The organism is Rhizobium sp. P1_B8, assembly GCF_056406515.1.
The window spans coordinates 13306-26650 of record NZ_JBFTZZ010000005.1 but is presented as its reverse complement, the minus strand read 5'-3'; the positions used below and the strand labels follow the sequence as shown (position 1 = coordinate 26650).

The 13345-nt window shown below is 61.7% G+C and carries 8 protein-coding genes and 1 pseudogene; 3 read left to right on the top strand and 6 right to left on the bottom strand.

Annotation, left to right across the window (positions count from 1 at the left end; all coding sequences use genetic code 11):
- Positions 1-35: 35 nt before the first annotated feature.
- Both AC1D2N_RS08520 and AC1D2N_RS08515 read left to right on the top strand, forming a co-directional pair.
- Positions 36-1010: an L-threonylcarbamoyladenylate synthase gene (locus AC1D2N_RS08520; protein ID WP_130651820.1), complete on the top strand. Its 975-nt coding sequence runs from the start codon at positions 36-38 to the stop codon at positions 1008-1010.
- 35 nt (positions 1011-1045) lie between these two features.
- Positions 1046-2482, top strand: a complete 1437-nt coding sequence (locus AC1D2N_RS08515) for an FAD-binding oxidoreductase (protein WP_130651819.1) — start codon at positions 1046-1048, stop codon at positions 2480-2482.
- A 50-nt stretch (positions 2483-2532) separates the two neighbouring features.
- Here the strand turns inward: AC1D2N_RS08515 and AC1D2N_RS08510 are convergent, their stop codons facing one another.
- Positions 2533-5868, bottom strand: coding sequence for a DUF1217 domain-containing protein (locus AC1D2N_RS08510; RefSeq protein ID WP_130651818.1), 3336 nt, complete (start codon positions 5866-5868; stop codon positions 2533-2535).
- A gap of 300 nt (positions 5869-6168) precedes the next feature.
- On the opposite strand from AC1D2N_RS08510, the gene AC1D2N_RS08505 reads away from it, so the two are divergent.
- Positions 6169-6735, top strand: coding sequence for a DUF6101 family protein (locus AC1D2N_RS08505; RefSeq protein ID WP_017990459.1), 567 nt, complete (start codon positions 6169-6171; stop codon positions 6733-6735).
- A gap of 95 nt (positions 6736-6830) precedes the next feature.
- Here AC1D2N_RS08505 and ubiA read toward each other — a convergent pair whose 3' ends face one another.
- The 5 genes and pseudogenes from ubiA to AC1D2N_RS08480 form a co-directional block, all read right to left on the bottom strand.
- Complete coding sequence (gene ubiA, locus AC1D2N_RS08500; RefSeq protein ID WP_020493423.1) at positions 6831-7790, bottom strand: 4-hydroxybenzoate octaprenyltransferase; 960 nt, start codon at positions 7788-7790, stop codon at positions 6831-6833.
- A 159-nt stretch (positions 7791-7949) separates the two neighbouring features.
- Positions 7950-8762 carry a MipA/OmpV family protein gene (locus AC1D2N_RS08495; RefSeq protein ID WP_113541709.1) on the bottom strand — a complete coding sequence of 271 codons (813 nt, stop codon included), beginning with the start codon at positions 8760-8762 and terminating at the stop codon, positions 7950-7952.
- Between the two features lie 113 nt (positions 8763-8875).
- Positions 8876-9457, bottom strand: a complete 582-nt coding sequence (locus AC1D2N_RS08490) for a histidine phosphatase family protein (protein WP_018449342.1) — start codon at positions 9455-9457, stop codon at positions 8876-8878.
- 70 nt (positions 9458-9527) lie between these two features.
- Positions 9528-10784, bottom strand: a pseudogene (locus AC1D2N_RS08485) (class I SAM-dependent methyltransferase); the annotation flags it as partial.
- 133 nt (positions 10785-10917) lie between these two features.
- On the bottom strand, positions 10918-13227 hold the full coding sequence (locus AC1D2N_RS08480; protein WP_130651817.1) for a Tex family protein: 2310 nt from the start codon (positions 13225-13227) through the stop codon (positions 10918-10920).
- Positions 13228-13345 lie beyond the last annotated feature (118 nt).

Sequence of the window (13345 nt, the reverse complement as noted above, 5' to 3'; positions counted from 1 at the left end):
AGGACGCTGTGGCACTTTGGATTGCTGGGCAGAACATGGCACGCACGATCGACATAAGGACCGACAGGCAAGCAGCGCTCGAGGCGGCCTCAGCCGCTCTTGCCGACGGCTTTGCCATCGCTATCCCGACTGAGACCGTCTACGGCCTGGCAGCCGACGCCACCAATCCCGCAGCCATCACCCGTATCTACGAGACAAAGGGGCGGCCGCGCTTCAACCCGCTGATCTGCCATATGGCCGACCTCGCCATGGCCGAAAAGCATGCCGAATTCGACCCGGTCTCGCGGGCGCTCGCCAGGGCCTTCTGGCCCGGCCCGCTGACCCTCGTGCTGCCGCTGAAGCCTCAGAGTTCGATCCATTCGCTGGCGACCGCCGGACTCGACAGCGTCGGCATCCGTGTGCCGAAGGGTTTCGCGGGCGCGTTGATCGGCGCCTTCGGACGGCCGCTCGCAGCCCCCAGCGCCAACACCTCGGGCGGGGTAAGCGCCACGAGTGCCGCCCATGTCGAAGCCGATCTCGGGGCCAGGATCCCATTGATCCTCGATGCGGGTCCAAGCGCTGTCGGCGTCGAATCGACGATCGTCAAGGCAGAGAGCGGCCGCCTGAGGCTGCTTCGGCCGGGTGGACTGGCGGCGCGCGAGATCGAGCGCGTCGCAGGCCAACCGCTGCTGCGGGCGAAAACGGCATCGGCGGCAATCGAGGCGCCAGGCATGCTCGCCTCGCATTACGCGCCGGGCGCTTCCGTGCGACTCAATGCGACGGCGGTGGAACCCGGCGAGGCACTGATTGCCTTCGGCAGCGCTGCGGTCTCCGGCGCAAACAGTGCACGGATCGTGCTTGATCTCAGCCCGCGCGGCGACCTGGCAGAGGCGGCGGCCAATCTCTTCGACTACATGAAGCGGGCCGATGCCAGCGGCGCTCAGAGCATCGCCTTTTCGCCGATTCCCGAGGAGGGGCTGGGCGAAGCGATCAACGACCGGCTGCAGCGGGCGGCGGCACCCCGCGACTGAAAAGACTGCGCATGACGATGGAGGACCGAGTCCGAATGAGCAATTCCAGCATTTCCACCGAACTCCTCAACCGCTTCGCCGCAATCGTCGGCGAAAAATACGCGCTTCGCAGCGAAGCCGATCTTGCGCCGCATCTGATCGAAAACCGCGGGCTCTATCACGGCTCCTCCCCTCTCCTCTTGAAACCCGGCTCGGTCGAGGAAGTCTCTGATATCATGAAGCTTGCGACGGAGACCGGAACGGCGATCGTGCCGCAGACCGGCAATACCGGTCTCGTCGGCGGCCAGACGCCGCGTCAGGGCAAGTCCGATATCATCCTGTCGCTCGAGCGCATGAACAAGATCCGTGATGTCGATCCGGTGGCCAACGTGCTGGTGGCCGATGGCGGCGCCATCCTGGCCGAGGTGCAGAAGGCAGCCGAGGCGCATGGGCGGCTGTTTCCGCTGTCGCTCGGCTCGGAGGGTTCCTGCCGCATCGGCGGCAATCTTTCCACCAATGCCGGCGGCACCGCCGTGCTTGCCTATGGCAATATGCGCCAGCTCTGCCTCGGCCTCGAAGTGGTGCTGCCGACCGGCGAGATCTGGGACGGCTTACGCCGCCTGAAGAAGGACAATACCGGCTATGATCTGCGCGATCTCTTCATCGGCGCCGAGGGCACGCTCGGCATCATCACCGGCGCGGTGCTGAAGCTCTTTCCTCAGCCGCTCGGCCATCAGGTGGCCTTCGCCGGCCTGAATTCGGTGGTGGATGCGCTTGCTCTGTTCAACCTGGCCTCCAGCCTCTGCGGCGCCTCGCTCACCGGTTTCGAGCTGATGCCGCGTTTCGGTGTCGAGATCACCACCCGCCACATCGACGGCGTGCGCGATCCGCTGGATGCGGCCTATCCCTGGTACGTGCTGATCGACATTTCGACCTCGGATTCGGCCGAGACGGCGGAGCGGATGATGAATGGCGTGCTGGAACAGGGCTTCGAGGCCGGGCTGGTGCTGGATGCCGCGATCGCCGCATCCGTGGCCCAGCAGAAAGCGATCTGGCACATGCGCGAGAGCATGTCGGATGCTCAGAAGCCGGAAGGCGGGTCGATCAAGCACGATGTTTCCGTGCCGGTATCGAACATCCCGCATTTCATGGCCGAGGCTGAAGAAGCTGTGATGGCGGCGATGCCGGGCGCCCGCATCTGCGCCTTCGGCCATATGGGCGACGGCAATATTCATTATAATATTTCCCAGCCGGTTGGCGCCGACAAGACCGCCTTCATCGCCCGCTGGCGCGAAATGAACCATATCGTGCATGGGCTGGTGCTGGCGCATGGCGGTTCGATCTCGGCCGAGCACGGCATCGGCCAGCTGAAGCGCGACGAGTTGGTGACGATTCGGCCGGCGATCGAAATCGAGCTGATGCGCCGTATCAAGCGCGCCTTCGATCCCGCCAATATCATGAACCCGGAAAAGGTTGTCAGCCTCGATCCTTGAGGCCGACGGTCAGAGCGATCAGGCCTGCTGCGTGCAGCAGGTCGGGGCGATCAGCTTTGCTGCGTGCCGCCGCCGGTCAGGATCATCAGCGCCGGCGACTGCTGGGCAGCGTTCTGGACATCGTACATGGCGGTAAACCGGCGCAGCAGCTTGTCGACCTTCTTCGGATCCTGGAGATCCTCGAGCTTGACGAAGCGGTTGATCAGATCGGCCTGCTTGGCGACATCCATGCCCGAGATCTGCGATGGCAGGCTGTAGGCTGTGGTGATGACCTGATAAAGCGCCTTGTCGCCGAGGATCGAATAGATCGAAGTGATGCTCGAGGCCTTGCGGCTGAAATAGAGCGCCAGGCGCACGCCGTCGTTGGTTTCGCCTTGCTGGGCTTCCATCGTCTGCTGGACGTAAAGTTCCTGGGTGTGGTCCTCGGCCGCCTTGTTCTGGATCGTGCCGATCTTGGCGCGGGTCAGATTGCCGTCCTTGTCGAAGTTGAAGGCGGCGACGATATCCTGGAAACGCGCATCGGCCTTGGTGTTGAGGTAGCTCTTCTTGTCGTCGGGATCCGAGGTGAAGATCTTCTTCAGCGTGGCCTTGTCGTAATCCTTCGGGTCAAGGTTGTTCGCCTTCAGCACCAGGTCGGTCAGGCGGCTATCATCCAGGAAATCGTCGAGCGACTTCACCTTCGCCATGCCCTTGGCGAAATAGTCGACTTCGGCCGTCGCATCTTTCGAGGCCTTGTCCTTCACCGGACCGTCCTTCATCAGCATGGTGATATGCGATTTATAGTCGGTGGCGTATTTGGCCATGGTCGCGTCGGGAAGCGCCTGGAAGGGCGATGCCGCCTTCCCGTCGGGGCCGAAGTTGAAGGCGCGGGCAAGGTTGGTGATGCGTTCATCCTTGAGCGAGGCGATATAGCCATCCGGATCATAGGCATCGCTCGTCAAGATCTTGCGCATCATCGAGCGCGGGACGTCCTGGTCGGTCAGACCGAAAGCCTGCAGCGCCACATGGTAGAGATCCGGCAGATTGTCATTGCCCTTGCTGAAATCGGCGGACGAATTGCTGCGCAGGAAATCATTGACGGTCTTGACGTCGGAGAAGTTCAGCAGGCTGCTGCTGTCGGCCATAAGCTTCTGGTAGTTGGATGCGACCTCGTCGATCGCCTCGTCGCGTTCGTCGTCATAACGCGCCGCGTAATTGTCGTTGGTGGTCTGCGCCTGGTCGGCCGTCTGGACCGAACTGACGACAGGAAGCGATCCGTCGGCGGCGAAGTTGAAGTCGGCGTTGAGATCGGCGTGGCCGGCTGCGGCAGCCGCCGTCGCATCGGTCAGGATGCTCCTCAGATCGGCGTCCGAGATATCGAACGGCAGATTGTAGGTGCTCTTCAGGAAATTGGTGATCGTGCCATCGGCGATGAGGTCATCGACATTGCCGATCGTCGCCATCCGGGCGGAATAGTCGTCCGTCCGCGCTGAGGCAGTAAATTTCGTGCTGCTGATCTGGCTGGCCGTCTGCGCCGCCATACCGTCCTCAAGCGTGCCGTCCGCCTTGAAGTTGAAGGCGGCGGCAACGTCGGCATAGGTGCCGGTGCCGCTCTGATCGGTCAGGATATTGCGAAGAGCGACGTCGCTGATCGTCGACGGGATGCCGTAGGCGTTGCGCACAAAATTGTTCAGCTTCTGGTCCGTCAGCAACTGATCGACGTTTGAGATGCCCGCAATGGTCGACTGGTAGTAGACTGCCGCATTGTCGGCCTTGCTGGCAGTGCTGGCACTTTGGGTTGCCGTCTGCGACGCGTAAAGGGTCGCGACCGAACCGTCCGCTTTGAAATTGAAGAGGTCGTGAACGTCGCTGTAGCCCTGGGCGCTGGCAGCCGTGCGGTCGACGAGGAAAGTCCTCAACGTCGCATCGGAGACGCTGTCGGCGATCTGCATGCTGTTTCTGATATAGCTGACCGCAACAGCATCGGACATGATGTCATCGACATTGGTGACATTGCCGATCATGCTGTTGAAATGCGCTGCGTTCGCCGCCGACTTGTCGGTGGTCGACTTCCGCTGCGCCGCGGTCTGGATCACGGAACCGTTGATCGAGCCGTCTGCCTGGAAGTTGAAGTCGGCATTGAGATCGGCATGGCCCTGGGCCGCTGCATAGGCGGAATCGGTCAGGATGTTCTTCAGGTCGGCATTGCTGAAACTCGTGCCGAGACCATAGGCATCCTTGATGTAGCGGGCCAGCACACTGTCGGCGAGCAGGTCGTCGACATTGGTGATGCCGGTCGACTGCGAGGTGACGGTATAATAGTTGTTGGTGCTCGATGCCGCCGCCTTCAGGCTGTTTGCCTGGTCGACCGACTGGACGCGCGCCGTGCTGGAGGTCGACCCGTCAGCCTTGAAGTTGAAAGCATTGTAGACATTGGTAAAGCCCATCAGCTGGGCATAACCGGGATCGGTCAGCACCGCGCGCAGCGCTGCCGCGGTGAAGTCGGCGCCCATGCTATAGGCCGTCGTGATGTAGGAGGTCAGCCGCTTGTCGGCGACCAGATCGTCGACATTGGTGATCGTGCCGATCTTCGCGGTGTAATAGGCCTTGTTGTAGTCCGCTGCCGTCTGGCCGACGTAGTAGACATCCGAACCGACCGAATTGTCGATGATGAGGGACTGGGAATTCAGAGTGTAGGACTCGATGACCGAGGCCTTCTGCGCGGCGGTCTGCGCCGTGCCGTTGACGGTGCCATCCGCATTGAAGCTGAACTGGGCGGCAAGCGCCTTGTACTTGTCGCCGCCTTGCGTGTTGACGACGCTCGTGGGGTCGCTGAGATCGCTCGTCAGCACCTGCCGCAGAAAATCCTTCGACGCATAGGTCGGATCGATCTTGAAGGTCTTCAGCACATAGGTGCGCAGCCGGGTGTTGTTGACCAGGTCGTCGACGGTCTGCACGCTATCGATATTGTTGCTGTAATAGGTGCTCTCGGCGGTCGCGGCCTTGTCGGCATCGATGAAGGACTGCTTGTAGAGGCCGATGAGGTCGTCCTCCTGCGCGTCCGTCTGCACGTCCTTGGCCGGCTCGTTGAAATTGAAGGCGGCGGCGAACTCGCGGTAGCGCGTATCGGAAAGCTTGTTGGCGTAGCTGTTGGGATCGGTGAGATCGCTCTCGAGCACCTTCTTCATGAAGGCCTTGGCGTAGGTCATGTCCTCGAGACCATAGGCCTTCATCGCATAGCTGTAGAGCTTGTAGTCGCCAAGGAAGTCGTCGACTGACGTGACCTTGTTGATATGGTCAGCGTAATACTGGGCATCCTTCTTGACCGTCGCTTGCGACGCAACCTTGTTGAGGCTGGACGTCATATCTCGCGACAGGATCGTGTAAGCGAGGGAAGCCGTGATCATAAAAAGCGCCCTTTTCGGCAAAATCTCTAAAAGAACGACGAACTGCTGGTGAGCACATTTTGCCATGGAAAACTTACCTGAGGCTTACCTCTGGATGCATCATTTCAGGACACCACGCCGTTCACCTTCCGGAAACCCTGCCGGATTCGGTTTTGATAACCATCAGAGGAGGCAAAGTTTTCTTAACCGCAATTTTTAAGCTGTACGGAAGGGCGGCTGCCTATTGTCGGCCATAGAGGACGAAAAGTCCCAAGGAGAAGACCGGAAATCGGCTCTCAGGTAAGACAAGGGTAGAATGAAATGAACAATCCCGTTATGAAGCCCGCTTGGGCTGGCACGACGTTACGCCTCGATCCGTCCCGCTTTCCCCAGCAGGTCAGCTACGCCATCCACGATTGTTCGGATGACGTCAATATCACGATAGACGAACGCGGTGCGGTCCTGCGCAAGGTCCTCCCCTCCAGCGGCCTGCCGCTCTCGATTGCGCTGCCGAAGCGCGTTTTCAAGGGCGTCGCCGCCCGCGCCATCGACCATGGCGACGGCGATGTCACCGTAACCCTGGAACTCCATCACGCCGATCCGGAGCTCTGCATTCCGCTGCTCGTCGCCCATGATCTCAGCGACATCGCCGCCGACTGGCGCAGCTGGTCCGAAGCCTTCCGCATTCCGATGCTGATGGTCGAGGCCGACGGCGTCGCCCGGCCGCTCGAAGACCATATCGGTGCCTTGCGCACCAGCGACCTCAAGCCTCGCCGCCGTCATTCCTACTTCGCCAATCGCCGTCCGCGCTTCCTCGTGCGCCGTACAACCGGCCGGCTGGGCGTCGCGATGAAGATCGAAGGTAAGGAAATCATCGCCCGCAACTGAACAAAAACGCGACAGTTCCATTTGGCGACGTCGCTTCGGAACCATTTTGAAACCCGGCGCCCGCGCCGGGTTTATCGTTTCATTCGTCGTCCCAATCAGGGAATGGCAAACAACAGCGAGATGAAGAGGCCGAAGAAGATGATCAGGCCGACGCGGTTGTTTGACTTGAAGAGCGCCAGGCACTGGTCGGCATCATCGATATCGAGCCGGACGATCTGCCAGGCGAACATGCCGGCCGCACCGAGCAGACCCAGAAACGCGATGAGATTGGCGCCGGCCAGAGCGAAAGCGATGAACATCAGCACCAGCGTCAGTCCATAAAGGCCGATCAGCCATTGCCGCGTCCTGTCGCCGAACAGGCGCGCAGTGGACCGGACGCCGATCAGCTCGTCATCCTCCTTGTCCTGATGCGCATAGATCGTGTCGTAACCGATCGTCCAGGCGACGGAGGCGGCGTAGAGCAGGATGGCTGCAAAGGAGAGGCCGCCGAAAATGCCGGCCCAACCCATCAGCGCGCCCCATGAAAAGGCAAGCCCCAGGTAGAATTGCGGCCAGTCGGTGAAGCGTTTGGCAAAAGGATAAAACGCCACGATCCCAAGCGAGAGCACGCCGAGGAAGACGTTGAGCCAGTTGAACTGCAGCAGCACGAAGAGGCCGACCAGCGCCTGCAAGCCGATGAAGATCTTCGCCCGACGGCGGGTGACACGGCCGGAGGGGAGCGGACGTGACCGCGTGCGCGCCACTTCCATATCGATCTCGTGGTCGACGAGATCATTGTAGGTGCAGCCGGCGCCGCGCATGGCGACCGCGCCGATGAAATAGAGGAACAGGTGAGATACCAGCAGGCTGCCGGAATAGATCCCCTCGCCGATCGCCGCATTGGCGGCAAGGGTTGCCGACCAGAAGCACGGCCACATCAAGAGCTGCCAGCCGATCGGGCGATCCCAGCGCGCGAGCTGCGCATAGGGCCAAAGCCATGGCGGCAGGATCCGGTAGACCCAGTTATCGGAAGGTGCGTCGGAGACGCGATCGTTGAAGTCGCCAGTATCGTGCATGCCGCTCATCTAGCGGCGGGCCGCCGATCCGGTCAAGAAGCGATCATTGTGTTGCCAGTTGCATCATTCCTTCGATCGAAATCGATTTAAGGATGAAATTATACGTAAATTCAAAGCGTTACAGCGCCGCGCGCCTGAAGGGACCCGCGGCGCCGTCAATCACTGCAGTGAGAAATTGAACTTGTAGGTCGCCGAGACGCCGATCAGGACCTGGTTCTTCGAGCCGCGCTCGCGCACGAGGCTGCTGTCGGCGGCAGGACCTGCCAGCCGCTTATATTCGAGGAAGGAACTGGCCGAGAGGTTTTCCGTCGCCTTCCAGGTGAGCGCCGTGCCGGCGCCATAGGACTGGATGCCCGACGAGGGCTTATAAGGATCAAGGCCGCTTGCCGCCGCCTGCTTGGCGTTGACGCCATAATAGGCGTCGTAATAGCCGCTGGTGGCGAAGGTCGCGCGCGGGCCGCCTGACAGTTGCAGGTCGGGCGCGATATCGGTGAAGGCATCGACCGCGAGATCGGCAACGATACCGTCATGCGAGCGGATGCCCTGGCGGACTTCGGCGCGGGCGCGAAGGAAATCGGTCGGGTAAACTTCGACAAAACCGCCGACTTCCGCCCCCCATTTGACCTTCTTCAAGCCCTTCAGCTCGCTGCCGTCGCCGTCATCGCGCGACGGGACGAACCTGCCGACGATGCCGGCACGGAAGGCGCCCTTGTCGATGAGGGCGAAAGAAGGATTGTCATTGCGCGAGGAAAAACGCGGGCCGGCGCCTTGGCGGCCGACCGAGATCAGCGGGCTGAACTTGAATTCATTATGCGACGAGCCCTCAAATTTCGGGGCGGAAAAGCCGGCGACGCCGACGCTCAGATACCAGTCGCCGGACCAGAAGTGCTGGCCGCTTTCCTGGGCGGCGGCGGAACTGGCAGATAAAAGGGCAATAGCCAAAGAGATCGATACGACTGATCGATGAGACACGTCCGCACTCCAGAAAACGCAAAAACAAAGCCGCGGAGGGCGGCGGCCGCTACATTTATCCCGATCTCGTTACCCCAATGTTAACCACGGCGGGGGAGGGAGACGATTGTATACTAACGCTGGTTCCAGCGGCGGATGACCGGTTCGGTCAGATCGTGTTCGTAGCCGAGCACGCTGATGCTGGCCGTATCGAGCACGAAACGGGAGCCATCTTCCGGCGGCAGGCCGAGCCAGCGGGCGGCAAGGACCCGCAGGAAATGCGAGCTCGAAAAGATCAAAATGGTGCCGCCCGTTTCGCGAAGCGCATGGATGACGGCGTCTGCGCGGGCACCGACATCGGCGGCGAACTCGCCATTCGGGCAGCCGTCGCGAAAGAGCTGCCAGCCGGGCCGGTCGGCAAGGATCGCCTTGGTGGTGATACCTTCATAAGCGCCGTAGTCCCATTCGGCGAGATCGTCCTTGATCACCGCGCCCGATCCGAATCCGGCGAGCGTGCAGGTCTTGCGGGCCCGCGCAGACGGGCTCGACCAGACGGCGGAGAAGGTAGGGCCCGCCAGCCGGTCGGCGAGTTTGCGGGCGGCCTCCTCGCCGTTCGCCGTCAGGGGAATATCGCTGCGTCCGGTATGGCGCCCGGACAGGCTCCATTCGGTTTCACCGTGGCGGACCAGGTAGATCTCGGGAAACGCACTGCTCATCGGCACGTCCTTTCATTGGAAGCGGTCCCTCGGCAAAACCGCCAGCGGAAGCGGCCCTTCCGCGGGATAAGAACGTCACCTTTTCCAACGGTGCGCGCCTCGCCTCGAACTCCTTCAGCTTGGCTTCGTTGCGGGCGATGTAATTGCGATTGTCGGGAACGGCAAACTGGTTCTTGGCGACCTGGATCTGCAGGATGAAGAGCTCGTCCCAGCGGAAGCCCATTTCGGAACCCGCAAGATAGAATTCCCACATGCGGAAGAATTGCTCGTCGTAAAGCGCCACCGCTTCAGCCTTGCGCGCCACGAAACGCTCGCGCCAATGGCGCAGCGTATAGGCATAATGCATCGGCAGGATTTCGATATCCTTGACCAGCAGCCCGGCTTTTTCGAGCGGCGGCACGACCTCGCCGACGGAGGGGATGTAGCCGCCGGGGAAGATGTACTTCTCGATGAAGGCATTGGTGCCGAAGCTTGGCTTCGGACGGCCAATCGAATGCAGCACCATGACTCCGTTGTCATCGAGCAGATCCGATACTTTGCGGAAGAAATTGCCGTAATTGCCGATACCGACATGTTCGAACATGCCGACCGAGACGATGCGGTCGAACTTCCTGCCCGTCATGGTGCGGTAGTCCTGCAGTTCGAATCGCACACGGTCGGCAAGGCCGCGCTTTTCGGCGCGCAAACGCGAGACCTTGAGCTGTTCCTCGCTCAGCGTGATGCCGGTGAAATCTGCACCGTCGGTCGCTTCCGTCAGATACATGCCCATGCCGCCCCAGCCGGAGCCGATCTCCAGGATACGCTGGTTCGGCTCGAGCAGAAGCTTGGCGGCGATATGGCGCTTCTTGGCGAGCTGCGCCTCGTCTAGACCAATGCCCGGCGGCTCGAAATAGGCGCAGGAATATTGCCAGTCCTCGTCGAGGAAAAGATCGAAGAGCTTGGCCGACAGATCGTAATGATGGGCGACATTATGCTTGTTGCGATTGACCGGCACGCGGCTCTTCAACTGCTGCCAGGCAATGCGGCCGAGGAGCAGAGCCGCCATCTTGAAATCGAAGATTTCGTTGGTGGTGTTCTGTTTCACCAGCGACAGGAAATCGTAAATGTTGCCCTGTTCGAGAATGAACCGGCCCTGCATGTACATTTCGCCGAGCTTCATGGTCGGGTCGCGCCGGATGGCGTCCTCGGCCTCCTGATCGGCAAGGCGGGCGACAACGGGTTCACCCGTGCCGTCGCCGATAGTATGGGTTTCGCCATTGGCAAGGGTAAGTTTCAACGAACCCTTGCGGACGATTTGCTGGACGATCGATAAGAATGCCGACGCCATGCACGCCTCGCAAATGTGACAGGATGGTCACATCAACTTAGTAGCTCTCTTTCGCCTTACAAGCGCCGGATTTAGCACTCCGTTCAGAACGCTGCCAAACTGTTGCATTTTTGCCGAAATGCCGGTTAAACCCTTATTTTCGCTTCATGGCTTCGGCAAGTGCCGCGCCGAATGCGCCCTGGCTCTCCGGTTTCTGAGCCGCGGGCCGGCGCTCGTTCTGCGGCCGCGACCCTTGGCTTGGGCGAGAATCACCACGCGGCGGCGGCGCTGATGAGCCGTCATCGCGTCGCATGGAAAGACCGATGCGCTTGCGCTTGGCATCGACTTCGACAACCCGCACCTTGACGACATCACCCGCCTTGACGACCTCGTGGGGATCCTTGACGAAGCGGTCGGCAAGCTGGGACACATGCACCAGACCATCCTGGTGCACGCCGATATCGACGAAGGCGCCGAAGGCGGCGACATTGGTCACCGTGCCTTCCAGCACCATGCCGGGCTGGAGGTCGGAAATTTCGTTGACGCCCTCGGCGAAGGTCGCGGTCTTGAAGCTCGGACGCGGGTCGCGGCCGGGCTTTTCCAACTCCGCGATGATGTCTTTGACCGTCGGCAGACCGAATTTCTCGTCGATGAACTGGCGCGGATCAACCGATTTCAACACCGCGCTATCGCCCATCAGCGCGCGCAGCTCGCGGCCACAAGCGGCGACGATCTTCTTGGCGACACCGTAGGCCTCCGGGTGCACCGAGGAGGAATCGAGCGGCTCCTTGCCGTTGGGAATGCGCAGGAAGCCGGCGCATTGCTCGAAGGTGCGGCCGCCGAGGCGGGCGACCTTCAGGAGATCCTTTCGCGTCTCGAAACGGCCTTCGCTGTCGCGGTGGCGGACGATGGCGTCGGCGATCGACGGGCCGAGGCCGGAGACGCGCGACAGCAGCGGCGCAGACGCGGTGTTGAGATCGACACCGACGGCATTCACCGCGTCTTCCACCACGGCATCGAGCGAACGCGACAGCTTCTGCTGGTCGACGTCGTGCTGATACTGGCCGACGCCGATCGACTTCGGCTCGATCTTGACGAGTTCGGCCAGTGGATCCTGCAGGCGCCGCGCGATGGAGACGGCGCCGCGCAGCGACACGTCGAGATCGGGAAATTCTGCCGCTGCGGTTGCCGAGGCGGAATAGACCGAGGCGCCGGCTTCCGACACGATGACCTTGGTCGGCTTCGGCGCCGGCAACTCGGCCAGCATGTCGGCCACCAGCTTTTCGGTTTCGCGGCTGCCGGTGCCATTGCCGATCGAGATCAGCTCGACATTATGCTTGCGGATCAGCGATGCGAGCTCGACCTGGGCGCCACGCACGTCGTTCCTCGGCTGGAAGGGATAGACGGTCGATGTCGCCACCACCTTGCCGGTGCCGTCGACGACGGCGACCTTGACGCCGGTGCGGATGCCGGGATCGAGGCCCATCGTCGCGCGCGAGCCGGCGGGCGCTGCCAAAAGCAGGTCCTTGAGATTGCGGGCGAAGACATGGATCGCCTCTTCCTCGGCCCTTTCGCGCAGTTCCCGCATCAGGTCGAGCGAGAGCGACATGGAAAGCTTGACGCGCCAGGTCCAGCTTGCGACCTCCATCAGCCAGCGGTCGCCGGGACGGCTGGTACCGATCTCGTAGGCCGCCACGATCATGCGTTCGACCGGCTTGTTCGGAGAGGCGGTCTCGGCGTCGGCCTCGATCGTCAGCGTCAGCACCTCCTCGTTCCAGCCGCGCAACATGGCGAGCGCGCGGTGGCCCGGCGCTGTCGCCCAGCGTTCGGAATGGTCGAAATAGTCGGAAAACTTCTCGCCGGTCGCCTGCTTGCCGTCGACGACTTTCGCCTTCAGCAACGAGGCTTGGCGCATATGGGCGCGCAACTTGCCGAGCAGGTCGGCATTTTCGGCAATGCCTTCGGCGATGATATCGCGCGCGCCTTCGAGCGCCGTCTTCACATCGGGCACATCAGCTGTGACGAAGCCTTCGGCCAAGACCGCCGGTTCCCTGGCGCGGTCGACGAGGATCGTCTCGGCGAGCGGGCCGAGGCCGCGTTCACGGGCGATTTCGGCGCGCGTGCGGCGCTTCGGCTTATAGGGCAGATAGAGATCCTCGAGCTCGGCCTTGGTTTCGGCCCCAGTGACCTTGGTCATCAGCTCGTCGGTCATCTTGCCCTGGCCGGTGATCGATTCGACGATCGCGTCGCGCCGGGCTTCGAGCTCGCGCAGATAGACCAGCCGCTCGGCGAGATTGCGCAGCTGCGTATCGTCCAGCCCGCCCGTCACTTCCTTGCGGTAGCGGGCGATGAAGGGCACGGTGGCACCCTCGTCGAGCAACTCGATGGCGGCTTTGGCCTGTTCGGGCCGGGCGTTGATTTCGGCGGAGATGCGGGCTGCGAGAAAACGGAGGTCTGCGGCCATGGGATTTCCTGTTTCGTCAGAGGTGGCGGGACCATAGCGGCGAAAAGCGGCAAGGCAATGTTGGAGTTTACGGCTAAGCGCCGATCCACAGGATAAGCATGCCGGAAAGGCGGCGATT